At 39.5% G+C, this 24531-nt stretch carries 23 protein-coding genes, 1 tRNA gene and 3 pseudogenes; 13 read left to right on the top strand and 14 right to left on the bottom strand.

What is annotated here, in order from left to right; all coding sequences use genetic code 11:
- Window positions 1-142: 142 nt before the first annotated feature.
- Window positions 143-1453, bottom strand: coding sequence for a sensor domain-containing diguanylate cyclase (locus JCM15074_RS19060; protein WP_025823390.1), 1311 nt, complete (start codon window positions 1451-1453; stop codon window positions 143-145).
- 294 nt (window positions 1454-1747) lie between these two features.
- Window positions 1748-2971 (bottom strand): purine nucleoside transporter PunC, encoded by a 1224-nt coding sequence (punC, locus tag JCM15074_RS19065; RefSeq protein ID WP_084267069.1) that lies wholly within the window; start codon window positions 2969-2971, stop codon window positions 1748-1750.
- Between the two features lie 127 nt (window positions 2972-3098).
- Between punC and punR the strand changes: the two are divergent.
- The 6 genes and pseudogenes from punR to JCM15074_RS19095 all read left to right on the top strand — a co-directional run bounded on the left by punR (window position 3099) and on the right by JCM15074_RS19095 (window position 6199).
- Window positions 3099-4000 (top strand): annotated as a pseudogene (punR, locus tag JCM15074_RS23130) (DNA-binding transcriptional activator PunR).
- A 115-nt stretch (window positions 4001-4115) separates the two neighbouring features.
- Window positions 4116-4775, top strand: a complete 660-nt coding sequence (locus tag JCM15074_RS19075) for a Bax inhibitor-1/YccA family protein (protein ID WP_025823394.1) — start codon at window positions 4116-4118, stop codon at window positions 4773-4775.
- 63 nt (window positions 4776-4838) lie between these two features.
- A complete protein-coding gene (gene tusD / locus JCM15074_RS19080) occupies window positions 4839-5228 on the top strand; it encodes a sulfurtransferase complex subunit TusD (protein WP_025823396.1) in 390 nt (129 codons plus the stop codon).
- 1 nt (window position 5229) lies between these two features.
- A complete protein-coding gene (gene tusC, locus JCM15074_RS19085; RefSeq protein WP_025823398.1) occupies window positions 5230-5586 on the top strand; it encodes a sulfurtransferase complex subunit TusC in 357 nt (118 codons plus the stop codon).
- Complete coding sequence (gene tusB, locus JCM15074_RS19090; protein WP_025823400.1) at window positions 5586-5867, top strand: sulfurtransferase complex subunit TusB; 282 nt, start codon at window positions 5586-5588, stop codon at window positions 5865-5867. Before tusC ends, tusB begins: the two co-directional genes overlap by 1 nt.
- Complete coding sequence (locus tag JCM15074_RS19095) at window positions 5861-6199, top strand: TusE/DsrC/DsvC family sulfur relay protein (protein WP_025823402.1); 339 nt, start codon at window positions 5861-5863, stop codon at window positions 6197-6199. Before tusB ends, JCM15074_RS19095 begins: the two co-directional genes overlap by 7 nt.
- A gap of 61 nt (window positions 6200-6260) precedes the next feature.
- Here the strand turns inward: JCM15074_RS19095 and JCM15074_RS23135 are convergent.
- The 7 genes and pseudogenes from JCM15074_RS23135 to lrp form a co-directional block, all read right to left on the bottom strand.
- Window positions 6261-7579 (bottom strand): annotated as a pseudogene (locus JCM15074_RS23135) (IS4 family transposase).
- A gap of 120 nt (window positions 7580-7699) precedes the next feature.
- Window positions 7700-8983 carry a serine--tRNA ligase gene (gene serS / locus JCM15074_RS19105; RefSeq protein WP_025823404.1) on the bottom strand — a complete coding sequence of 428 codons (1284 nt, stop codon included), beginning with the start codon at window positions 8981-8983 and terminating at the stop codon, window positions 7700-7702.
- 19 nt (window positions 8984-9002) lie between these two features.
- Window positions 9003-9377 carry a fluoride efflux transporter CrcB gene (gene crcB, locus JCM15074_RS19110; RefSeq protein ID WP_025823405.1) on the bottom strand — a complete coding sequence of 125 codons (375 nt, stop codon included), beginning with the start codon at window positions 9375-9377 and terminating at the stop codon, window positions 9003-9005.
- Window positions 9370-10704, bottom strand: coding sequence for a replication-associated recombination protein A (locus JCM15074_RS19115; RefSeq protein ID WP_025823407.1), 1335 nt, complete (start codon window positions 10702-10704; stop codon window positions 9370-9372). The genes crcB and JCM15074_RS19115 overlap by 8 nt, the downstream gene beginning before the upstream one ends.
- A gap of 2 nt (window positions 10705-10706) precedes the next feature.
- Window positions 10707-11333: an outer membrane lipoprotein periplasmic chaperone LolA gene (gene lolA / locus JCM15074_RS19120; protein WP_025823409.1), complete on the bottom strand. Its 627-nt coding sequence runs from the start codon at window positions 11331-11333 to the stop codon at window positions 10707-10709.
- 21 nt (window positions 11334-11354) lie between these two features.
- Complete coding sequence (locus tag JCM15074_RS19125; RefSeq protein WP_025823411.1) at window positions 11355-13997, bottom strand: DNA translocase FtsK; 2643 nt, start codon at window positions 13995-13997, stop codon at window positions 11355-11357.
- A 181-nt stretch (window positions 13998-14178) separates the two neighbouring features.
- A complete protein-coding gene (lrp, locus tag JCM15074_RS19130) occupies window positions 14179-14682 on the bottom strand; it encodes a leucine-responsive transcriptional regulator Lrp (protein WP_025823414.1) in 504 nt (167 codons plus the stop codon).
- A 179-nt stretch (window positions 14683-14861) separates the two neighbouring features.
- Between lrp and ald the strand changes: the two genes are divergently transcribed.
- The 3 genes from ald (at window position 14862) to JCM15074_RS25440 (ending at window position 17801) form a co-directional block, all read left to right on the top strand.
- Window positions 14862-15977 (top strand): alanine dehydrogenase, encoded by a 1116-nt coding sequence (gene ald, locus JCM15074_RS19135; RefSeq protein WP_025823416.1) that lies wholly within the window; start codon window positions 14862-14864, stop codon window positions 15975-15977.
- A gap of 145 nt (window positions 15978-16122) precedes the next feature.
- Complete coding sequence (gene trxB, locus JCM15074_RS19140; RefSeq protein WP_025823418.1) at window positions 16123-17082, top strand: thioredoxin-disulfide reductase; 960 nt, start codon at window positions 16123-16125, stop codon at window positions 17080-17082.
- 203 nt (window positions 17083-17285) lie between these two features.
- On the top strand, window positions 17286-17801 hold the full coding sequence (locus JCM15074_RS25440) for a type II secretion system protein (protein ID WP_025823420.1): 516 nt from the start codon (window positions 17286-17288) through the stop codon (window positions 17799-17801).
- 75 nt (window positions 17802-17876) lie between these two features.
- Here JCM15074_RS25440 and rplT read toward each other — a convergent pair whose 3' ends face one another.
- The 4 genes and pseudogenes from rplT to thrS form a co-directional block, all read right to left on the bottom strand.
- A complete protein-coding gene (rplT, locus tag JCM15074_RS19150; RefSeq protein ID WP_025823422.1) occupies window positions 17877-18233 on the bottom strand; it encodes a 50S ribosomal protein L20 in 357 nt (118 codons plus the stop codon).
- A gap of 17 nt (window positions 18234-18250) precedes the next feature.
- Window positions 18251-18445 (bottom strand): 50S ribosomal protein L35, encoded by a 195-nt coding sequence (gene rpmI / locus JCM15074_RS19155; protein WP_025823425.1) that lies wholly within the window; start codon window positions 18443-18445, stop codon window positions 18251-18253.
- A gap of 92 nt (window positions 18446-18537) precedes the next feature.
- Window positions 18538-19077: a translation initiation factor IF-3 gene (infC, locus tag JCM15074_RS24120; RefSeq protein WP_084267071.1), complete on the bottom strand. Its 540-nt coding sequence runs from the start codon at window positions 19075-19077 to the stop codon at window positions 18538-18540.
- Window positions 19078-19080: 3 nt separating this feature from the next.
- Window positions 19081-21008 (bottom strand): annotated as a pseudogene (thrS, locus tag JCM15074_RS23145) (threonine--tRNA ligase).
- 281 nt (window positions 21009-21289) lie between these two features.
- On the opposite strand from thrS, the gene JCM15074_RS19170 reads away from it, so the two are divergent.
- Together JCM15074_RS19170 and JCM15074_RS19175 are read left to right on the top strand one after the other, a co-directional pair.
- Window positions 21290-22036, top strand: a complete 747-nt coding sequence (locus JCM15074_RS19170) for a pteridine reductase (protein WP_025823428.1) — start codon at window positions 21290-21292, stop codon at window positions 22034-22036.
- Complete coding sequence (locus JCM15074_RS19175) at window positions 22033-22233, top strand: CPXCG motif-containing cysteine-rich protein (protein ID WP_025823430.1); 201 nt, start codon at window positions 22033-22035, stop codon at window positions 22231-22233. The genes JCM15074_RS19170 and JCM15074_RS19175 overlap by 4 nt, the downstream gene beginning before the upstream one ends.
- On the opposite strand, the gene JCM15074_RS19180 is transcribed toward JCM15074_RS19175, so the two are convergent.
- Window positions 22230-22847 (bottom strand): riboflavin synthase, encoded by a 618-nt coding sequence (locus JCM15074_RS19180; RefSeq protein ID WP_025823432.1) that lies wholly within the window; start codon window positions 22845-22847, stop codon window positions 22230-22232. The two genes, JCM15074_RS19175 and JCM15074_RS19180, sit on opposite strands and share 4 nt — an antisense overlap.
- Window positions 22848-22876: 29 nt before the next feature.
- Between JCM15074_RS19180 and JCM15074_RS19185 the strand changes: the two genes are divergently transcribed.
- Together JCM15074_RS19185 and JCM15074_RS19190 are read left to right on the top strand one after the other, a co-directional pair.
- Window positions 22877-24253: an MATE family efflux transporter gene (locus JCM15074_RS19185; RefSeq protein ID WP_025823434.1), complete on the top strand. Its 1377-nt coding sequence runs from the start codon at window positions 22877-22879 to the stop codon at window positions 24251-24253.
- A 143-nt stretch (window positions 24254-24396) separates the two neighbouring features.
- A tRNA-Val gene (locus JCM15074_RS19190) sits at window positions 24397-24473 on the top strand.
- Window positions 24474-24531: the final 58 nt, after the last annotated feature.

Consider the following 24531-nt stretch of genomic DNA (forward strand, 5'->3'; position numbering starts at 1 on the left):
CGCAAAGAATACTGTTATCAATTAAACTTGTAAAGCAAATATATTCAAAATAACAATCAACTGCGCAAACTATGATCAAATCGAATTTGTTCATATATATTTTGATGTTTAAATAAACACTACATCTGTTTACCTAGCCGCTTTAAATCTGAAAGTCTTGTGCATCATACTTATGTTGATGCTTACAATGGTACATACGCTCATCGGCTAACTTCATGAGTGACTTTATGTCATAGGATTCTTCAGGATAAACTGCATAACCGAAGCTGATCGTTGACTTTATCAAAAGTGAATCTATCAAATACTCTTGATTACATACATAGAGCATTCTCTCAATTATATAATCAATATCTGGCATTCCTTCTTTTATCACAACCAAATTGAATTCATCACCACCGACTCGGAATAGTCGCGTATTGGTACTGCAAACATGTTTGATTAAACGCTGACTAAACTCTATCAATAATTTATCGCCTACATCATGACCATAGTTATCATTGATCGGCTTAAAATCATTTATATCAATATAAAACAAATAAAAATCTTGTCGCTTTCTGATTAACCTTACCAAATACTCTTGCAGGTATTTTTTGTTATAGGTTTGGGTTAAATAATCTAAATGACTAGACTGCTTATGATGATTCAACCTAATTAAAAACCAAACAATAGCAAATGCGATCAAATTATATAATATGCAACTCAACACCATAAAATAGAGATACTGCTGTGAAATCCAACTCGTTACAGGGTAAATTGTCATCAACCATTGTTTACCAAGAATAATGTTAGAAGCACTTACACCAAAGTTATAGGTCGTTTGTGTACTTTGATCAATAACAGTAAACCGAGTTCCATTAGCGTTAATAACCTCTAGTGAATAGTCATATCGTGAGTCAATCAAGTGAGCAAAATCTATATTAGCTAGCACCTCATCTAAATTAATAAGGCTATTAACAAACCCACTAAACACTCTTTTTCCGTCAGCGTCTCTAAATACTGGGCAGCGAATAATAACGCCTTGACCGCCTTGGAATAAATTAATCGGACCTTGCGAATAACATTGATTGACTTTAATCGCATTGAGTGCAGCCTCTTTACGATGTGGATCAGTTAATAAATTGATATATGCAGCAGGGTTTAATTCATTGGGATATATAGCCGTCACGACGCCTTTAGGCGCGAGTTGCAGGTTGCTTTTACTGTATTCATCCACCATCATGGTTTTAGCAATGGCAATAAAATCATCGACATCAAAGCCGTTATGCTGAACAAAATAATCTAATGTCGCTAACTTACTGCGCATATTTTCAATACTATCAGCAACAACACGAAGCACATTATTTGCGGCTTCAGTTTTATATGTTTTTGTTTTTACCTCTTCAGCATCAACAAATAGCGTTGTAACAACAATAGAAAGAATAAAATTAATGAATAGGATAACAGCGAACTTCATAGTACATTTTTAATAATAATTTATGCGGCGACAATACTAGGAGCTAGCTGCAAAATCCAAATAAAAAACTGTAAAATGAATATTTATTAATACAATGTTCAAATCAATTTAATTAAACCGTTACAGTATGCTACATATGATAAATTACATTTAAAAATAATAACTTATTAAGTAATAACTAATTAACAGAGAAAGTAAAAAATGAGAAGGGAAACAAGAATCACTTATAGAATAGATATAAAAAAGCTGAATTTATCTACATAAATTCAGCTTTTATGAACGCTTTGTTAGTCGCTATTTATTTGATGAATGCAATGAAGCTCGTGCGTTATCTGGTGTCACTAATGGATTACCACATTTAGCGTCTTTTAAAAAATAACCAATTAAGACGCCCACACCACAGATTAGAATACCCCAACCAATTGCAACATCACCAGCAGCAGCCCACTTAGCTACAACACTAGAAGCTCCAAACGCTATGCTAATCTGTAAAAAGTTTTGCAAGCCAGCCGCTTTAGTCGCATTTTGAGTAAACTGTTGCAACGCATTATTCACCACAATTGGATAAATCGCACCGTTTGCAGCTGCAAGTACAGAGAAAGCAATCAGTAGCGGGAAGATCGTTTGTACATCAAGCACTAATGTTGCAAGAATAATCGCCACAACACATAAGCCAAACAATGCTAATAACACTGTTAAACTGCTTTTAGCACCAATACGGCTAATTAATAACTTACTAGCATAACCACCGACAATAAACATGATTGTTTGTGGAATAAAACTTAAGCCAATTTCAGCAGCGGCGTAGCCATGTTGTTCCATTACAATTGGCCATACCGTTAGGTACGAGAAAAATGCACCTGAACAAGCACCAAAAATAATCACGTTACCAAGGAAAGTCATGTTGGAAAACAATTCCTTATAACTCACTTTAGTGGCATTATCTTGTTTATGCTTAATTTCTTTCGGTACCAATGCGATCGTCATTGCCATGAGTAATACAGCGATAGCAACTAATGTGATGAAAATTGCACTCCAACCGAAATGTTGCAAAATAGCGGCACCTAGTAATGGTGCTAATGCAGGAGATAACGCAACCAGCGGCATAATATTAGAAAAAACGCCCTGCGCTTTTTCTGCATCGTAACGCTCTACCACTAACGTTTGCCAAATAACGGCAGCGCCACAAGCACCAATCGCTTGGAAGAAACGTGCGATATTTAGCATCATCACTGAATCACTATAAGCAATTGCTAAACTTGCACAGCCGAATACGCATAAACCAAAAAGTAACGCTGCGCGTTTACCAAATTTATTAACTAATGGACCATAAAGAAGTTGGCCAATAGCAAGACCTGCTAAAAACGAAGTTAGCGACATCGCAATTTGCGGTGCTGTAGCATCTAAACTCACTTCGATCGCTTTAAAAGCAGGTAGATACATATCAGTTGCAATGAAACCTAACATACTCAACAGCGTTAGGTATAAAAGGAAAAAGTAATACTTAAAATTTAACATAGTCTTGATTAGTTACAGCTTAACGATAAAACAGAATGGCAGGCAGTTTAATGACTTGATTAAATAAGGTAAAACGTTTATTTTTCAAGTATGTCATCAAAATTTTTCACAGCAAGGAATGGCTAGCATGTTATCAGAGCATTCACTCCAACTTATCGATACTGTCGCGCAAGTAGGCAGTTTTACCGCAGCGGCAAATAAGTTGCATAAAGTTCCATCAGCAGTTAGTTATGCTGTAAAACAGATTGAAGACCAGCTTGGTGTGATATTATTTGAGCGCCATCATCGTAGTGTCAGTTTAACACCTGCTGGCGTCCATTTTGTAAAAGAGGCACGTGCATCTTAAGTCAAATGGAGATAACAAAGCGCGATACCCAGCGTATAGCAAATGGCTGGCAGCCTGCTTTATCTATTGCACTAGATAATATTGTACGAGCAGATCGCATTAGTGTTCTGATTGCTGATTTTTACAGACACTTTACTGATGTGGAATTGATGATCCGAATTGAAGTATTCAATGGTGTATGGGAAGCATTAGCAACAGGACGTTGTGATATCGCAATTGGGGCAACAACTGCTATTCCAGTTGGTGGCGTTTACCAATATAAGGATATGGGCGAAATTGAATGGGCATTCTTAGTCAGTAAAAATCACCCGCTTGCCGATATTGATAGACCCTTAACTGATGATGAGCTAAGACCTTACCCCTCTGTTTGCCTTGAGGATACATCTCGCGAAATTCCGAAACGTATGACATGGTTGCTCGACAATCAACGTAGGCTTGTTGTGCCAGATTGGATCAGAGCCATTAACTGCTTTATTGAAGGTTTAGGCATCGGTTATATGCCAACTCATTTAGCCAGCCCTTTTATTCGTACCGGCGCATTAATTGAAAAACAACTTGAATTGCCTCGCGCCAATAGTCCATGTTGTTTAGCATGGAATCATGACAAAATGTCTCCCGCACTTGCATGGGTATTAGAATATTTAGGTGATACTGACAAATTACACAGTGAATGGTTAGAATAATGATACTTGTTAACACGTTACATTGGATAACTAACGTAATTAACGGTAAGCTTGGAACTAGTTTAATTATTTAGACTCAAATTGTTGAGTCCTATTGATATCAGCGGAGAATGATATGTCACAGCAAACTCTATATTCGAGCCAACTCTCGACTTTAGAAACCAATAAGCTACTAAAGAACACCTATATGTTATTGGCTATGACACTAGCCTTCTCTGCCGCGTGTGCTGCAGTAGGCATGATGGTTGGTGTAGGTCGTTGGGCATCTTTAGGTTTATCGATTGGTGGTTTAATTTTACTTTTTGTCACCCTACGTAAAGCAGATACTTCAGCTGGTCTATTTTGGGTTTTCGCCTTTACCGGTATGGAAGGTGCTTCATTAGGTTATATTCTTAACCATTATGTGGGTATGGCAAATGGTCCTTCACTCATTATGCAGGCACTAGGTCTAACCTCATTAGTATTCATTACATTATCAGCATATGTGGTTACCACTAAGAAAGACTTCTCATTTATGCGTGGTTTCTTAGTCGCAGGTTTAGTGGTTGTGATTGTTTCAGCCCTTATTAACATGTTTGTAGGTAATAGCATTGCATTCATGGCAATTAATGCTGCAGTAGCTTTACTAATGACAGGCTTTATCTTATTTGATACTAGCCGTATCGTGAATGGTGGTGAAACTAACTACATCCGTGCAACGGTATCGCTTTACCTTGATTTCTTAAACTTATTTATTGCTATCTTAAACTTACTTGGTATTAGCAACGATGACTAATATTATGCAAGTCCGGTTTAAATAAGTTAAAATGGTCTCATTAATGAGGCCATTTTTTTTGCTATGCATACATTTATTATCCAAGTTAACGGGCCTGCATATGGATCTCAATCGAGCTATCATGCATATCGTTTTACTCAAGCCTGTTTATCTGCTGGGCATCAAGTAGAAAAAGTCTTCTTTTATCAAGATGGCGTGCTCAATGCCAATATGTTACACGCACCTGCAAGCGATGAATTTGATCTCGCAAAAGCCTGGCGTGAACTGGCAACTACCCATCAAATCCCGCTGATTAACTGCGTAGCTGCAGCAATGCGCCGAGGGGTATTAGCCGAAACAGACGCTAAAGAGCTAAACCTAAGTCAATGGAACAGTGAAGCACCATTTAGTAATGCCGGTTTGGGAGAATTAGTGACAGGTATAGAGACTGCACAAAGGTTGGTGAGTTTTTAATATGAAAAAGATAACCGTATTATTTACACGCAGTCCTCACAGCACCCCTCATGGCCGTGAAGGATTAGATTTTGCCATGTTAAGTGCCAGTTTTGATCAACAAGTCAGCCTCATTTTTATAGATGAAGGCATCTTGAACCTTTTAAAAGATCAGCAACCCATGTTAACGGGAAATCGCGACTATATTGCCACCTTCAAAGTATTACCTTTATATGATGTTGAAGATATCTTTGTATGCCAACAAGATTTGGCACTATTACAATTAAACCAACAAGATTTATTGATTGATGTTGAATTAATTAATGACCACGCTATACAACAGAAGTTAGCGGATGCTGATGAGGTATTGGTATTCTAATGATTTTACATACAATCCAAACTTCCCCCGCTAAAGGTAATCGACTTGCATTATGCTTACGCTTTATGCGTGAACAGGATAGCTTGCTACTGCTTGGTGATGGCATTAATAGCTTACTTAGCCCACAAATTAAGCAACAACTTTCAAATACTACACTTTATTTATTACAAGATGATGTTAATGCCAGAGGCTTAGCTAATGCATTAATGCAATACGACATGATCAGTTATGAAGATTTTGTGGCGCTTACCATCAGCCACAATAAGGTAATCAATTGGTAAATACTCTCGAATTTAATGGTCAACAAATTGAATTAGACCAACAAGGCTATTTAAAGAATCATACTCAATGGCTAACCGATATGGCACCATTAATAGCCGCTAAAGAAAATATTGAATTAACGCCAGCTCATTGGGAAGTAGTTAATTTTGTTCGAGAATTCTATCTCGAATATAATACTAGTCCTGCTATTCGAGTATTAGTTAAGGCTATTGGTCAAAGTTTGGGCGCTGAAAAAGGTAATTCTAAATATCTTTATACCTTATTCCCTGAAGGCCCAGCTAAACAAGCCACTAAAATTGCTGGCTTACCTAAGCCTGCTAAGTGTATATAGCTAAGACGTTTAAACATAAAAAAAGCCGTTTCAATTGAAACTAATGCTATTCGGATAAGCATTATTGCTTATATTTAAGCGGATAACGGCTAGGGATATAGAGCACTGAGCGTGGATACGTTCGGTGCTTTCTTTTATCTGGAAGGATAAAGTGCTTTATATCTGCTCGCATTTGTTTCAGCTTAACAGGCAATTTCCCATCAGGTGATAAAGCAAGCCACCTCAATTGTGTATCTATCAAGCTTATCGCTGCGGTAAAACTTATACGAGTCGGAGAAATATTGGCTTCCTTTGCTATCGCTGTCATTTCTAAGCGAACAAGATTGTAAGCGATTAGTACTCCCCATAGTTCTTGCCTAACACCTTCAGAAAATCGACCCCGTAACGTCACCTTACTTTGCAATTGAGTTTGTTTAAGCTCACCATATCCTTCTTCTATCTCCCAGCGTTGCCAGTAGATATCTAGCAGCTTGTCCAGCGGATATTTAACGGGGTCAATCAATGAGGTGATAAAGCCTTTTATTTCACCTCTAGGCTTTTGATAAGCGACAAAACGGGCTTGCCACATTTCAGGTAACTCAGGGTTTTTCTTTCTAGCTTGCTGTGAAATGGGCATCTCAATAAGCAAATCATTATTTGCAAACTCTTCGACTACCTCATAGCGCATCTTCGATTTGACTGGTGTTAACCAGTGCCGCTGTTTCCCTGAACCTTCCCAATTCAACAGTAAATCAGCGGAGAAATAACAACGGTCAAATAGTGTTAAGGAGTTATCAGGAGCATCTTGAATCAAATGTTGAGCGAGTGTAACTTCCCCTATGTGGCAGCCATCAAAGGCTGCACCCAATACCATTCTGGTCTCGGTCGAAATAAGGCTAACTAATCGAAGTTGAGGATAGGGTTTGTGTATTTTTGAAATAAAACCAAACTCTTGTGCATTCTCTTCAGAGTCTTGGCAACGAAATACAGTTCCATCAACTGCAAGGGTCGTCAGCCTAAGTCATTATTTTTTCCTAAAGCTTGTTTAAGCCAAGCTGAAACCGTGGATTTAAATAAGTATGACATCGGCGCTTCGCCTAACCGACGACGACAATCAGTCAAAACGCTTGGTGCGACATGGGACCAAATGCTATCATCTGACTGAAGAGCGATATCCATTGAACTGCAAACTTCTTTAATGGACTGGTTACGAATTAGTCCCATCCAGAGAACAAGCCAGACCGCCTGCTGTGCAGGTAAACGGCGATTACGGATACTGGCCTTATTTGATGCAAGCAATGAATGTTCTATCCATTCTGAATCGATAGCTTTCATTACAGAATCATAGGACCCACTTTCTTCAACAGACTCATGAACCAACTCAAGCTCTTGCGCAAACATAAAAAAATCCCCACCAGAATACTGGTAGGGATTATCAATCATCTGCAAGATCGTTCAAGTATTCTTAAACGATCGGCATTATTTCAATTGAAACGGCTTTTTCATTAGTGTTTAAATCAGTTATGCGATAACTTCTAAACCACCCATATATGGACGTAATACTTCAGGAACAGTAATAGACCCATCTGCATTCTGGTAGTTTTCTAGCACGGCAACTAGAGTACGACCTACAGCCAAACCAGAACCATTTAATGTATGTAATAATTCAGGCTTACCTTGATCGTTACGGAAACGAGCTTGCATACGACGTGCTTGGAAGTCTTTCATGTTACTGCATGAAGAGATCTCACGGTAAGTATTTTGCGCTGGTAACCATACTTCAATATCGTATGTTTTGCTTGAGCCAAAGCCCATGTCACCAGTACAAAGTACAACTGTACGATATGGAAGTTCAAGCTTCTGTAGCACTTTTTCAGCACAAGCAGTTAGCTCTTCTAATGCTTGCATTGAAGTTTCAGGCTTCACTAACTGTACTAATTCAACTTTATCAAATTGATGCTGACGAATAAGACCACGAGTGTCACGGCCATACGAACCAGCTTCACTACGGAAACAAGCTGTATGCGCGGTTAATTTAAGTGGTAATTCATTACCTTCATAAATAGTATCGCGAGCTAAGTTAGTTAATGGAACTTCTGCAGTAGGAATTAAGCTTAAGCCTTGACCTTCTTCAGTCGCTGGTTTGGTGTGGAATAAATCTTCACCAAACTTAGGTAACTGGCCAGTACCCATTAAACTTGCCTCGTTAACCAATAATGGCACGTAAGCTTCAGTGTAACCATGTTCAGTGGTATGCAGATCTAGCATAAACTGTGCAAGTGCACGGTGCATACGAGCAATCTGGCCTTTCATCACGATAAAGCGTGAACCAGTAATCTTAACTGCATTTTTGAAATCTAAACCTTGAACTGATTCACCTAGATCAACATGATCTTTTACTTCAAAATCAAATTCACGTGGCGTACCCCAACGACGAACTTCAACGTTGTCATTCTCATCAGCACCATTAGGTACAGACTCGTCAGGTAAGTTAGGGATGCTCATAGCAATGCCATTAAGTTCCTCTAAAAGCGCAGCAAGCTCTTGCTTTTGCTGTTCTAGTTGAGAACCTAAATCACCTACTTGCGCCATAATTGGAGCGATATCTTCACCACGTGCCTTAGCTTGACCGATCGATTTGGAGATGGCATTTCGCTGCGCTTGAAGCTCTTCAGTCGACACTTGTAGCGACTTACGCTTCTCTTCTAATTTAGTTAGGTGATCAACATCTAGGATGAAACCACGGTTTGCAAGGCGTTCTGCCGTTGCTTCTAATTCATTTCTTAGAAATTTAGGATCTAACATCTTATTGTATTCTTAATAGTTAAACGCGAGAAAAAACCAGTTGTTGACCTAAGTACACCATAAATAAACAGATACTTATGTTCAACACCACATTCAAGCCAGCTTTCAACCAAGCGCCATCTTGCATCAACAGCAAGGTTTCGTTTGAAAAGGTTGAAAACGTGGTTAAAGCCCCTAATAGTCCGACACCAACTAGCGCTTTAATATCAGGACTAATATGGCTCAGTTCACCAAGAGCGTAAACAACGCCCATAATAAACGAACCAAGGATATTAACTGTCAGTGTACCAAATGGAAAACTGCTGCCAAGTATCTGGATCATTAAAATTGAAATTAGGTAGCGAAAAACGGCGCCAATTGAACCGCCGAGGGCTACAAACAGTATATTATTCATCATATCTTTGGATCTCACTACGTGCATCGAGCAGCGCTAGTTGCTCAAGTTTATCTTTAATACGCTTTTCGAAACCACGTTCAGTGGGAAAGTAAAAACGACTATCTTTCAAAGCGGCAGGAAAGTAACACTCTCCATTGGCATAGGCGTTGGGCTCATCATGAGCATAACGATATCCTTCACCGAAACCGATTTCTTGCATGAGTTTAGTCGGCGCATTGCGCAAATGAATTGGAACAGGCTCGTTAGCGCTTTCTCTAGCTGCAAGTCTTGCCGCGCTAAATGCAGTATAGACGGCATTACTCTTAGGTGCGCTAGCCAAATACAAAATGGCTTGAGCAATTGCTCGTTCACCTTCTGCTGGCCCGATACGATGGAAACACTCCCATGCATTTAACGCAACAGTCATTGCATTCGGGTCGGCATTACCCACATCTTCAGAAGCAATGGCTAATAAACGTCTGGCAATATATAGCGGATCACAACCACCTTCAAGCATTCTGCAATACCAATACAATGCTGCATCTGGAGAGGAGCCACGAATGGATTTATGAACGGCTGAAATTAAGTCGTAATATTGGTCACCATTTTTATCAAAACCAGCAATCTGATGACCTGCAACTTGCAACAAATCATCTTGAGTAAAGGCTTCGCCCTCACCGCGCATATCACTCATCAATTCGAGCAGGTTTAATGCTTTACGAGCGTCACCATCACATAACTTTGCAAGCTGTTGACGCACATCATCTGGCATAACTAAACGACGTTTACCTAAACCACGTTCAACATCAGTCAAAGCTTGCTCAATAATCAGTTCAATTTCACTGTCTTCAAGCTTTTTGATCAGATAAACACGGGCACGAGACAATAATGCATTATTGATCTCGAATGAAGGGTTTTCTGTGGTAGCACCGATAAAAATGACGGTACCATCTTCAATAAAAGGCAAAAATGCATCTTGTTGACTCTTATTAAAACGATGTACTTCATCAACAAATAATAAAGTACGCTGTCCCCTTGATTGGGCAATATTCTTTGCTTGCTCAATCGCACTACGTATCTCTTTTACCCCTGAGGTTACTGCAGAAATACGCTCAACGTGTGCATTAGCATAATTTGCAATTAATTCAGCTAAGGTCGTTTTACCTGTACCTGGCGGGCCCCAAAACAACATCGAGTGAGCACGACCTAACTCAAGTGCTTTACGTAAGGGCTTGCCCACGCCTAACAAGTGGGCTTGTCCAATATATTGTTCGATAGTTTGCGGCCGCATGCGGGCCGCTAAAGGACGAAAATCTGGAGCAAAATCAAAACTTAAACTTGACACTATTACTCAACCGCAGGTGCACGTTGATCATCCACATCAACATTTTCAGGAACTTTAAAGTTAAATACCTTATGATCAGCTTGAGTTAACGCATGCTGATCTTTCAAGGTAAATAAACTGTGATTGCCCTGATTATCATCCAATGAAAACTGTGTAAGAAGATTGTCTTTAAAGCAAAGTTTAACACCGACAACGCCAGCATCAGTCGCTTTAGGTTTTACTTTATAACAGTTATCTATTTTACTGACGACATATTGTGACCAGGTTTTGTCATCTCTGTGCACCAGTAATGCAATAGGAGATGCTTTAATTGCTTGATCAACATTCATTAAGGTGACTTCTTCGGCAAAAGGATTATAAACCCATAAATTTTTACCATCTGCCACAATTAGAGACTCATCTGGCTCAGTTAAATGCCAATAAAGTTGATTTGGATAAGCCAGCGCAAAATCGCCTTTCCCTTGTTGAATCACTTTATCGTTTAAATCTGTTACCGTTTGACTAAACTCAGCTTTTAAACCATCAATTTTGGTTAATTGTTGTTTTAGTGCTGCAGAATCATCAGCCATACTAAAACCACTGTATAGCACTGGAATACAAACAAGCACCGCTTTTAATACTGTTTTCATGCTTATTCCTTTAAATGTAATTTAATTAAAACTTCTTGGAGGTGGAGGTGCTAATACCTCACGATTACCATTATGTCCTTGCGCACTCACGACACCTTGAGCTTCCATCGATTCAATAATTCGTGCTGCACGGTTATAACCAATCTTAAATTTACGTTGCACACTTGAAATTGATCCACGCCGTGTTTCAGTCACAAAAGCAACCGCTTCATCATATAATGCATCAGTATCTTCGTCTGACTCAGCCACTTCACCAGGTAGTAGTACTTGTTCCCCTTCCGCACCACCTTGTAAAATTTCATCGAGATATTGTGGCTTGCCACGAGCACACCAATCCGCAACTACAGCATGTACTTCATGATCATCGATAAAGGCACCGTGTACACGGCTAGGCACACTTGTTCCTGGCGGTAAATAAAGCATATCGCCCATCCCCAATAGGGTCTCAGCACCTTGCTGATCAAGAATAGTACGTGAATCAATACGTGACGACACTTGGAATGCAATACGTGTTGGAATATTCGCTTTAATTAAACCGGTAATGACATCAACCGATGGACGCTGAGTAGCCAAGATTAAATGAATACCCGCCGCACGCGCTTTTTGGGCAATACGGGCAATAAGCTCTTCTACTTTTTTACCGACAATCATCATCATGTCGGCGAACTCATCAACAATAACCACGATAGACGGTAACTTATCAAGTTCCGGCGCCTCTTCTAGCATACTCTCCGATGATTTCCATAATGGATCAAGTACAGGCTCACCAGCGGCTTTTGCTGCAGCAATTTTGGCATTGTAACCTTTAAGATTACGAACACCCAATGCTGACATCAATTTATAACGACGTTCCATCTCGCCCACACACCAACGAAGTGCATTAGACGCTTCTTTCATATCGGTCACAACTTCACATAACAAATGTGGGATACCTTCATAAACAGAGAGTTCCAACATTTTAGGGTCAATCATGATAAACCGAACATCTTCTGGTCCCGATTTATACAATAAGCTGGTGATCATGACGTTCACACCAACAGATTTACCAGAACCAGTCGTACCCGCAACTAATAAATGAGGCATCTTGCCTAAATCGACGACAACAGGCTCACCTGAAATATCTGAACCTAATACCATAGATAATTTCGATGGACTGTCATTAAACACTTCACTGTCTAATACATCCCGCATAAATACCGTTTCACGGAATTTATTAGGTAGTTCAAGACCAACATAAGGCTTACCGGGAATCACCTCAACAACACGCACACTTTCAGATAATAGTGAACGCGCTAAATCCTTTGAAAGGTTAGTAATTTTAGACGCTTTTACGCCTGGTGCTAATTCAAGTTCAAAACGAGTGATTACAGGGCCAGGTAGAACGTTAACGACTTTCGCTACAATGTTGAAATCGTTTAATTTTATTTCAACTAATCGAGCAACTTGATCCAATTCTTCTTGTGTAATTGGATTGGCCTTTCGATTTGGTACGTCAAGTAGATTGATATTAGGTAATGGATCCGTTGGTTTAACAGGAAGTTCTTGATGACCCGGTAAAATCACCACCCCATCCACAATCTTAGCTTTATTATCAGTCGCAGCTTTAACAGGTACCGATTCAATTACTGCCGCTGTATTTTGTTGCTGAGTTATAGCAACAGGCTGATGTTCTTGCTCTTGCGCCGAATAAACTTCTGAATGACGTTCGGCCTCTACTTGATGTTGAGGCATTGCAACAACATTATCTTCAAACTCATTCACTCTAGCTTGTGGTTGCTCGAATGTAGGCTCTACTTTAGCTTCCTGTTCAAATGGAATATCCAGTAATGGCTCAACACGATTATCAGTCGTTTGTGGTGGTACATCACCAAAATGATGTGCTTCATTAACATCAATAGATTGGGCGGCTTGGTTACTAGCAAGGTGCTCATCAATATTAAATTCGCTAACAGGCACAAAGTCTTCAGTTAAGGTTTGATGATGTTGACGTTTCTCTCGAAAACGCTCAACCACATTCATAAATCCTTTGGTATCTTCGGTATCATCATTTTGACGGCTAAATTTATTCGGAATATTACGAATCGCATTAATACACCAGATAGTACAAAAACCTGTTACTTCAACCACAGTAATCCAGCTAATACCGGTCATTAAAGTAAAGCCCGCACAAACAAAACAGAGTAGCAATAAGGTTGTGCCTAACTGATTAAAGTACGGTAGCATCGCACTGGCTATAACTTCCCCCGCTACCCCGCCAGCTGAAAACTCATATATATCATTAGCATTCATGCTCGCTAATGCAGCTAAACTAAGTACAATTAATAAGAAACCAACTAAGCGCAAACCAACAGAAAAATAATCTATCTGTAATAATTTATGGGCACGCTTAAATAGCATCCAACCAGTAAGCGCTACAATGAAAGGAACAAGATAGGCCGTAAATCCAAAACAATACAACAATACGTCAGCGATCCAAGCGCCAACTGCTCCAGTAATGTTTTCTATCGTTCCTTGATAGTTTGATTGGCTCCAACCGGGATCTGACGGATGAAAACTACTAAGTGCTAATAAAATATATGCAGATAGCATACAACAAAGGATAAGGCCTCCTTCGAGTAAGCGTTGTAGACCACTTAGCGTTTTAACATTATTTTCCTGAGACAAAAGAAAACCTACCACCACTAAATACAAAACAGTATGGCTAAGATACCAGAACAAAACGGATTTTGCAGCGAAATAGCATCAAATGATTAGATGCTTAACATATGATAGACAAGAGTATTAACGACTAGATAGCAAATAAGGGACAAGTGTCCCTTATTTATACAAAAACTGTACTATATGATTAAGCTTCAACAGACATTGATACAGCAACACGATTAGTTTGCTTCACTTCTTCCATCACTACATAGGTACGAGTATCTGAAATAGATGGTAATTTAAGTAAAGTTTCACCGAGCAAACGTCGATAAGCAGACATGTCTGATACACGAGTTTTTAATAGATAATCAAAATCACCAGAGACTAAATGACACTCTTGAATATCATCAAGTAATTGTACTGCACGGTTAAATTTATCAAAAATCTCAGGAGTATCACGATTTAAGGTGATTTCAACAAAAACTAATAATGAAGCACCTAAAAAATGAGGATTAACAAGCGCAGTATAACCATTAATATACCCTTGCTTTTCTAATCTTTTTACACGTTCTAAGCATGGTGTAGGGCTTAATCCAACGCGTTTTGAAAGTTCAACGTTAGAGATACGGCCATCAATTTGTAATTCGTTTAAGATGTTGCGATCGATACGATCCAAGTCTTTTGCAGGACTCTTTTTATTATGTAACATATTATCAACCAATATTTTAGAGAAATACGATATATTATTCTTTCATTATTAAAACTTCAGCAGCATTAACTGCCGAGGCGATACTATACTAGATTTCTCTGAAACAAGCACGTTCGAGTTACACAAAATATTAACTAAAACACTAAAAATAGCGGTTTATCACAAATGAGGCTCAAATAATGATTATAGGCGTACCCAAGGAAATCAAAAATCATGAGTATCGAGTTGGAATGGTGCCAGCAAGCGTTAATGAGTTAACATTACGCAATCATCAAGTTTTAATCGAAACTCAAGCAGGAATGGGTATCGGTTTTAGCGATCAAGATTACATTAACGCTGGCGCAACAATTTTAGCTACAGCATGTGAAATTTTTGAACAGTCTGAAATGATTGTTAAAGTAAAAGAACCGCAAGCAATAGAACGTGCAATGTTACGCGAAGACCAAATTCTATTTACTTATCTTCATTTAGCCCCCGATCCAGCTCAAACCATCGACCTTGTCAAAAGCGGCGCAGTTTGTATTGCTTATGAAACAGTAACGGATGATCGCGGCGGCCTTCCCTTGCTGGCACCTATGTCAGAAGTAGCAGGCCGCATGTCAATTCAAGCAGGAGCAATGGCATTAGAAAAATCCCGCGGTGGCAGTGGTATGTTGCTCGGTGGTGTACCTGGCGTGGAGCCTGCTAAAGTCACCATTATTGGGGGTGGTATGGTAGGCACTAATGCCGCACAAATGGCTGTAGGCTTAGGTGCTGATGTCATTGTCTTAGACAGAAGTATTGATGCATTGCGTCGTATCAATATGCAATTTGGTTCGCGTGTGAAAGCAATTTATTCAACCGCGGATGCAATTGATAGACACGTAATTGACGCTGACCTAGTGATTGGCGGCGTATTAATCCCTGGCGCAGCTGCGCCTAAACTTGTCACCCATGAACACATCTCGAAAATGAAACCAGGTAGCGCTATTGTAGATGTCGCTATCGATCAAGGTGGCTGTGTTGAGACCTCTAAGGCGACTACCCATCAAGATCCAACCTATATTGTCGATGATGTTGTGCATTACTGTGTTGCCAATATGCCTGGCGCAGTTGCTCGTACATCAACTTTTGCGCTTAACAATGTCACTTTACCTTACATCATTAAGATTGCTGACCAAGGTTACAGAAAGGCGCTTATGCAAGATAAACACCTTCTTAACGGTCTAAACGTGATACATGGCAAAATTACCTGTAAAGAAGTCGCTGAAGCCCTTGATTTTGAGTTTTTTGAACCCACATCTTTATTAAGCTAATTTGTTCATTATCAATATTTTCTAGAGGGAAGCATTAGCTTCCCTCTTTTCGATTAACCTTATCGACAATATTAACCGTTCAATTGTTTACCAATTTATTGAATTTCTCTAAAATCGAACGAATATTTTATGGCACGGAGTTTATATGAGCCAAGTTAAACACAGTGAGTTATTAATTTTAGGTTCTGGTCCAGCAGGATACACCGCAGCAGTCTATGCAGCCCGTGCAAACCTAAAACCAGTATTAATTACTGGTATGCAACAAGGTGGACAGTTAACCACCACAACAGAAGTAGAAAACTGGCCTGGAGATGCAGAAGACTTAACGGGTCCAGCATTAATGGAACGTATGCAGAAGCATGCTGAAAAGTTTGATACTGAAATTATTTTTGATCACATCAATGAAGTTACATTAACTGAGCGCCCATTTCGCTTAAAAGGTGACAATGCAGAATATACTTGTGATGCATTAATCATCACAACCGGTGCATCAGCTAAATATTTAGGTCTACCTTCTGAAGAAGCATTTAAAGGCCGCGGTGTTTCAGCATGTGCAACTTGTGATGGCTTCTTTTATCGTAACCAAAAAGTGGCTGTTGTTGGTGGCGGTAATACTGCTGTTGAAGAAGCGCTTTATCTCAGTAATATTGCTGCAGAAGTCCATGTTATCCATCGCCGAGACTCATTTCGCAGCGAGAAAATTCTAATTAACCGCTTAATGGACAAGGCTGAAAATGGCAACATTATTCTTCATCTAGACTCAACGCTTGATGAAGTTGTTGGTGACCAAATGGGTGTAACTGGCGCTAAACTTAAAAGTACCAAAGATGGTAGCATCAGTGATTTAGAGGTCGCAGGCGTATTTATCGCGATTGGCCACAGCCCAAATACCGCGATGTTTGAAGGTCAGTTAGAAATGAACAACGGCTACCTTAAAGTTCAAAGTGGCTTACAAGGTAACGCGACTCAGACCAGTATTGAAGGTGTATTTGCAGCTGGTGACGTAATGGATCAAATATACCGTCAAGCAATTACCTCTGCAGGTACTGGCTGTATGGCAGCCCTAGATGCAGAGCGCTATTTAGATAGTTTATCTGACAAATAACAATTTAGTCTTACCATCATAATCATGAAAAACAGCTAGCTTCTAGCTGTTTTTTTATATCTTATCAAAATAGATTAAAACCTATCTTCAAATAATTAACTCATTAAAAATACTGATAAATCAGCATCATTATTGTGCTCTATTGCCCTCTCTGTTATTACTTATCTGTGACTCTTATTTTAAGTAATGTTCAAGGAAGAGCTGTGCACAACAATCAAACTCCCCGACCTTGGTCAAACAATATTGGCTTTACCCTTATAGAGCTTGTCGTTGTAATTATCATTATCGGTACATTAGCAGTGATTGCAGCCCCTAAGTTTATCAATCTTCAAAAAGAAGCAAAAATCGCAATGCTTTTATCCGCTAAAAGCAGTTTGCATATGGCCAACCAATTAGTGCAAATTAAGGCAAAATTACAAGATCAGGATAAAATTAATGCGACAACCTTTAATATTGATACCGATTCAGATGGAATCAAGGATGTCATCGGTTATTTTGGGTTAATCAAATATGTTATTTCTGCAAGAGAACTATCGGGGCTCAATAATGAATTATTGATTAGTAAACATTATGGGGGCTCAGCAAATGGCTTACCTTACTTTCTAATCTATTTTGCAGACTCAACCCCATCGCCATCAAATCAATGTTTTATTGAGGTTTATTATCCTAATCAAGATAATGCCAATATTCGCTATCAGCTTGTTGATCAAGATTGTTAACCTTATTGGGACGGATAACAGCCACAAAAAAAGGGACCCTAGGGTCCCCTCTTAAAAGTCACTAAAACTAATAAATTAGTTTAAAGCTTCTTTTGCTTTTTCTACTAAAGTTGCGAATACAACTTTGTCGAAAACAGCGATGTCAGCCAAAATCTTACGATCGATTTCGATTGAAGCCTTTTTCAGACCGTTAATGAAACGGCTGTAAGATAGGCCATTCTGACGAGATGCCGCATTGATACGTGCAATCCAAAGTTGACGGAATTGACGTTTCTTCTGACGACGGTCACGGTAAGCATATTGACCAGCTTTAGTTACAGCCTGAACTGCAACACGGTAAGTACGTGAACGAGCACCGTAATAACCTTTAGCTAATTTTAAAACTTTCTTGTGACGAGCACGAGCTGTAACACCACGCTTAACTCTTGGCATTTTTGTTTCTCCTCAAATTATGCGTATGGTAGCTGACGTGCAATTGCAGGCATATCAGACTTAGCTACAAGACATTTAGCACGTAAGTGACGCTTACGCTTAGTGCTCTTCTTGGTCAAAATGTGACGTAAATGAGCTTGCTTGCGCTTAAAACCATTCGCGGTTTTCTTAAAACGCTTCGCTACACCCTTGTCTGTTTTCATTTTAGGCATTTGCTAAAACTCCGCATTGGGACATTAATAAAACGTAAGGCGAGCAAAGCCCTCCTAAAAGGCCTTTGCTACTTTTTTAGTGGGTTGCCCTACTATTTCTTTTTCGGCGCGAGCACCATTACTGCTTGTCGGCCTTCCATTTTCGGGAAAGATTCAACAACAGCAAATTCTTCCAAGTCACCTTTAATACGGTTCAAAAGATCCATACCAAGGCTTTGGTGTGCCATTTCGCGACCACGAAAACGCAGCGTAACTTTCGCTTTGTCACCGTCATCTAGAAAACGAATCAGGTTGCGTAGTTTTACCTGATAGTCGTTTTCGTCAGTTCCAGGACGGAATTTTATTTCCTTAACCTGAATCTGTTTTTGCTTCTTCTTTTGTTCCTTTTGAGCCTTAGCTTTATCAAAAAGGAACTTACCGTAGTCCATTATGCGACAAACAGGAGGCTCAGCATTCGGGCTGATTTCAACTAGATCAAGACCTGCTTCATCAGCTACGTTTTGAGCTTCTCGGACTGAAACAATACCAATTGCTTCCCCATCAACGCCGTTTAAACGAACTTCAGTTACGCCTGTAATTTCGTCATTGATTCTGTTTGGGGCCGGTTGACGCCCTGCTTTTTTAAACTTTATAGCTTAATCCTCCAACAAATTGAGACTACGGAGCGAAATCTGTTGCTTGATCATGGCCATGAAATCTTCCAACTTCATCTTGCCTAAATCAACACCATCACGGGTACGCACCGCAACTTCCTTATTCTCCATTTCTTGATCACCAACGACCAGAAGATAAGGCACAGTCTTAGAGTGTGTTCACGTATTTTAAAGCCTATTTTCTCATTTCTCAAGTCTTTAGATGCACGAATTTGATGTTCTTTGAAGAGTTTGACTACTTCTTCAACATATTCAGACTGTTTGTCAGTAATATTCATGACAACAGCTTGCATCGGAGCCAACCAAGTTGGGAACTTGCCTGCATATTCTTCAATAAGAATACCCATGAAACGTTCTAATGAGCCCAAAATCGCGCGGTGGATCATAACCGGTGTTTGACGGCTATTATCTTCAGCAACGTATGTCGCTCCTAAACGACCTGGTAATGCATAGTCGAGCTGAACAGTACCACACTGCCATGCACGATCTAAACAGTCATGAAGGGTAAATTCGATCTTAGGACCGTAGAATGCACCTTCACCAGGTAATATTTCAAATTCAATACCATTATTAGTTAATGCTTGCTTTAGTGCTTCTTCTGCACGATCCCACATAGCATCATCACCAATACGTTTTTCAGGACGCGTTGATAATTTAACAACAATATTTTCAAAGCCAAATGAAGCATATGTATCATATACCATTTGGATACATGAACTCACTTCTTGCTGTACCTGTTCTTCAGTACAGAAAATATGTGCGTCATCTTGAGTAAAGCCACGTACACGCATTAGACCATGTAAAGAACCTGATGGCTCATTACGATGGCAACAACCAAACTCAGCCATACGTAATGGTAAGTCGCGGTAAGATTTTAAACCTTGGTTGAAAATCTGCACATGACCTGGGCAGTTCATCGGCTTAATTGCATACTCACGGTTTTCACTGTTAGTTGTAAACATTGCTTCAGAATATTTATCCCAGTGACCAGAACGTTCCCAAAGTACTCGGTCCATCATTAATGGGCCTTTTACTTCTTGATAAGTATATTGGCCTAATTTTTGGCGAATAAACTTCTCAAGTTCTAAGAAAATGCTCCAACCGTCATTATGCCAGAATACCATTCCTGGTGCTTCTTCTTGCATATGGTACAGATCTAACTGCTTACCAATTTTACGATGGTCGCGCTTAGCAGCTTCTTCAAGACGCGCTAAATGAGTCTTAAGTGCTTTTTTATCAGCCCAAGCAGTACCATAAATACGTTGCAACATCTTGTTGTCTGAATTACCGCGCCAGTATGCACCAGCAACATTCATCAACTTGAAGTTTTGGCAGAAACGCATATTAGGAACATGAGGACCACGACACATATCTGTATATTCTTGGTGATGATATAGCGCAGGAGTTGAATCTTGGCTAATGTTTTCATCAAGAATAGCAATCTTATACTCTTCACCACGAGCAGCAAATGCGTCACGAGCTTCTTGCCAGCTAACCACTTTCTTAACTACATCGTAGTTAGTTTTAGCTAATTCAAGCATGCGCTTTTCAAGCGCATCAATATCTTCTTGAGTCAATTTATGATCAAGATCGATATCATAATAGAAACCGTTATCGATTACTGGACCGATTGCCATCTTGGTTTGAGGCCATAATTGCTTGATCGCATGACCAAGTAAATGTGCACAAGAGTGGCGAAGGATTTCAACACCTTCTTCATCTTTAGCTGTGATGATTGATAATTCAGCATCTGATTCAATTAAATCACAAGCGTCTTTTAGCTCACCGTTAACGCGACCAGCAATACATGCTTTCGCTAAACCGGGGCCAATATCAGCAGCAACATCTAGGGTAGAAACGGCATGGTCAAACTCGCGTTTGCTGCCATCAGGAAGTGTAATTACAGGCATGAAGATTCCTTATCCAGTGGTGACCCACACGTAGGGCCACTTGGTAATAAAATAAAAGAGTCTGTTATCGACGCAAAACAGTACAAGAGTCTTGGTGTGCCAATAACGAGGCGACTAGTTTAGGGATACAAAGGTAAGCTTGCAAGCCTTCAATTCAAAATTTATCAATATTAATAAATAAACGATAAGCTATTGATCTCAAAAATTGCTAAATTCATATTTAAGTGTACTTATAATGTAATGACATTATAAGTAATTGAAATTATTTGATAGGAAAGTTGATGCCAGCAAACAAATGGGCTCTTATAACTGGTGCCTCAAAGCGCATAGGAAAAGCCATCTCCGAGCAGTTACATAGGGATGGATACAATATTATTATCCATTACAGTCAATCTAAACAAGCAGCGGATACTTTTTGTAATGAATTAAATTCAACTAGGGAAAACTCTGCTATATCAATTCAAGCTGACCTTACTAACGAAGCCGAAGTAATGTCGCTAATTAAACAAGTTAATGCCATAGATACGCTAGCCGTTCTCGTTAATAATGCAGCTTGTTTTTATGCTACGCCTTTTGGCAATGTCACTCACCAACAAATGATGCAAATTCTGCAAACAAATCTCATCTCACCTTATCTACTAACTCAAGGACTATTCAATAACTTAGCTCAGAATATGGGGAGCGTCATTAATCTAATCGATATTCACGCATTACGTCCGCTTAAGGATCATGGACTATACTCTATATCTAAGGCAGGCCTTGCGACGGCAACCCTTTCAATGGCACAAGATATGGCACCACTTGTAAGAGTTAATGGTATTTCACCTGGCGCCATATTATGGCCAAATGAAGCTACTGCAGCTTCAACACAGCAAATAATTGATCAAATTCCGTTACAACGTTGCGGAACAGCCGAAGATATTGCTCAGTTAGTCAGTTTTTTAACTACGGCTAGTTATATTACAGGACAAATTATTGCAGTAGACGGCGGCAGAAGCGCAACAGGATATCAAGGAGCCTCATCATGAAAGATGGCCTTTATACGATTAGTTGCCCCCATTGCGGTCATCACCAATATATTGATATTGATGCAAGTGGTGGCGATCAAGAATATTATGACGATTGCCGTATTTGCTGCAATGCCATCCATATGCGAGTGCATGTGGATGACCTGCACAAAAAAATTGAATTACACGTAGATTCTGACGACGAACAAATCTACTAAGATTGATTCACTTTACTCGCCATTAAACGCGTTACAGTATCAACAATAACTTGAGTTTGACTATCAATCTCAATATTGAACTGCTGCCCCACTTTATAATCAGCTAGATTAGTCATGCGTAACGTTTCTGGGATCAGATGTAACATAAAACCAGTGTCTGATAACTGCCCCACGGTCAAACTGCAACCATTCACCCCAATAAAACCTTTATAGAAAATATAATCCATCCATTGCGGTTCAACTTGTAATTTCAGGTTGTGATGTTGGTCATTTGAGCTGATCTCAATCACTGTCGCCATCGTCTGAATATGGCCAGATAAAATATGTCCGCCAATCTCAGTACCAAACTTTAATGAACGTTCGATATTAACTTGATCACAAACTGCCAAATTACTTAAGTTAGTAACGGCTAAAGTCTCTTCCATTACATCAAAAAACACCCTATCATCGTCAATCTGTGTCACAGTCAGGCAAACACCATTGTTAGCCACACTGGCACCCGTGACTAATCCTTCGCGTAATGATGCTGGCATATGGATTGCTAGGGTAGTAACGCCCTCTTTTTTCTGAATATCGACCACTTTACAAGTGGTTTGAACAATACCTGTAAACATTTTATCACTCGTATAATTGAAGGTTTTCCATGAATCACTCAGGCTTTCAAGCCAAAAGGCTAATCCAATTAGCTCTACCTGTGCTTATTGCTCAGGTCACCCAAACAATGATGGGCTTTATCGATACCGTAATGGCTGGTCGAGTTAGTGCTGTTGATATGGCTGCAGTCGCAATAGGGACTAGCCTATGGTTACCTGCAATTTTATTCGTTCAAGGTCTATTGATGGCCTTTACCCCATTATTTGCACATCATCATGGTGCAAATAATACCAAAGCAATCCAACCACTCGTTATCCAAGCGGCTTATATTGCCATAATTGGTGCTGTAGGTGTCATGCTATTTTTAGCCGTCAGCCCTTATATTTTAGATATGATGGGACTTGAGCCACATTTAAAAGAATTAACGATTGGTTATATTCACGGAATTTTGTGGGGAGCACCTGGTTTTGTACTTTACCAAGTACTACGTAATTGTAGTGAAGGTATTTCATATACCATGCCAACCATGATCATCGGTTTTGTCGGTTTAGCGGTAAACATCCCAGCAAACTATATCTTTATATACGGACACTTCGGTGTGCCAGCAATGGGTGGTGCCGGTTGTGGCATTGCAACTGCTTTAGTATTTTGGGCAATGTTTATTGCAATGGCAATATACATGCAATTCCATCATAAATTTAAAGAAATGGCGATGTTTAAGGCTTTTCATAAGCCTCACCCTAAAACCATGTTTAAAATGTTGAAGTTAGGCTTCCCTATTGCAATGGCATTATTCTTTGAGGTGAGCCTATTTGCGATTATTGCACTGATCCTTGCGCCACTCGGTGCAACAGTTGTTGCAGGTCATCAAATAGCACTTAACTTCTCTTCTATTGTATTTATGCTACCACTATCCGTTGGTATTGCCGTTTCTATTCGAGTTGGCTACTACATTGGCCGTGATCAAATGGATGTGGCTAAACTAGTAACTAAAGTGGGATTAGCTCTATCATTCTTAATGGCTATGTGTACTGCAATCCTAACCGTATTATTCCGTTACCAAATTGCAGAACTATATAATGAAAACCCAGTCGTAGTGAGTTTAGCCGCAAGTCTAATGTTACTTGCAGGTTTATACCAATTATCAGACTCAATTCAAGTTGTGGCAGCTGGTGCTCTACGTGGCTATAAAGATACTCGCAGTGCATTTTATATTACATTATTCGCCTACTGGTTTGTCGGTATGACCCTTGGCTATATTTTAGCTATGACAGATTTAATTGTACCAGCAATGGGCGCTCACGGTTTTTGGATAGGTTTAATCGCAGGATTAACTGTAGCAGCAATTTTATTTGCTTTACGCTTGATTTATATCCAAAAGAAAGGGGTTAAAATTGAAGCGATTGCTGAGCATCCCCATGTTTAATCAATAAATTTGGTTAATCTTTTGGCATGTTGCACGTCAAATCACCAGTTGAACATAAAATTTAAATTTTTACTTGCAACATGCCCTTAAAGGCACTTAATATAGCGTCCGTTCCGAAGCAACAATGATTGTTAACGAGCAATACACCCGTAGCTCAGCTGGTTAGAGCGCTACCTTGACATGGTAGAGGTCGATGGTTCGAGTCCATTCGGGTGTACCAATTCTTAATAGTAGAATTAAAATACTATAACTATATATCGGACGCGGGATGGAGCAGT

Origin of the sequence: Shewanella marina JCM 15074 (assembly GCF_000614975.1) — a bacterium.
Taxonomy (GTDB): domain Bacteria; phylum Pseudomonadota; class Gammaproteobacteria; order Enterobacterales; family Shewanellaceae; genus Shewanella; species Shewanella marina.